This window comes from Burkholderia sp. Bp9090 (assembly GCF_003857985.1).
In the GTDB taxonomy this organism is placed as follows: domain Bacteria; phylum Pseudomonadota; class Gammaproteobacteria; order Burkholderiales; family Burkholderiaceae; genus Burkholderia.
The window spans coordinates 1-618 of record NZ_QTPV01000117.1; the positions used below are offsets into that span (position 1 = coordinate 1).

The 618-nt window shown below is 67.6% G+C and carries 1 protein-coding gene; it reads right to left on the reverse strand.

The annotated features are described in order from the left end of the window. A partial coding sequence (locus tag DIE16_RS36350) for an ABC transporter ATP-binding protein (RefSeq protein WP_148095415.1) occupies positions 1–618 on the reverse strand: 618 nt, incomplete at both ends.

Genomic DNA, 618 nt, shown 5'->3' on the forward strand with positions numbered 1-618 from the left:
GGTCTGGCGGGCCGTCATCTTCGCGTAGATGTCGTCGACCAGCTTGCGGAAATCCGGATCCAGCCGGTTGCGCGGATGCTTGAACGGCACCTTGATCTCGGCGATCACGCGGCCCGGGTTCGACGACAGCACGAGAATCCGGTCGCACATGAACACCGCTTCCTCGATGTTGTGCGTGACGATCAGCACCGACTTGATCGGCATGCGGCCTTGCGTCCACAGGTCGAGCAGGTCGGTACGCAGCGTCTCGGCGGTCAGCACGTCGAGTGCCGAGAACGGCTCGTCCATCAGCAGGATCGTCGGATCGACCACGAGCGCGCGCGCGAAGCCCACGCGCTGGCGCATGCCGCCCGACAGCTCGCGCGGGTACGCGTTCTCGAAGCCGTCGAGACCGATCAGGTCGATCGCGGCGAGCGCGCGTTCGCGCCGCTCGCGTGCGCCGACGCCGAGCGCCTCGAGGCCGGCTTCCACGTTCTGCAGCACGGTCAGCCACGGAAACAGCGCGAAGGTCTGGAACACCATCGCGACGCCTTCGGCCGGGCCGCGCAGCGGCTTGCCGAGATAGGTCACGTCACCGCCGGTCGGCTCGATCAGCCCGGCGATGATCCGCAGCAGCGT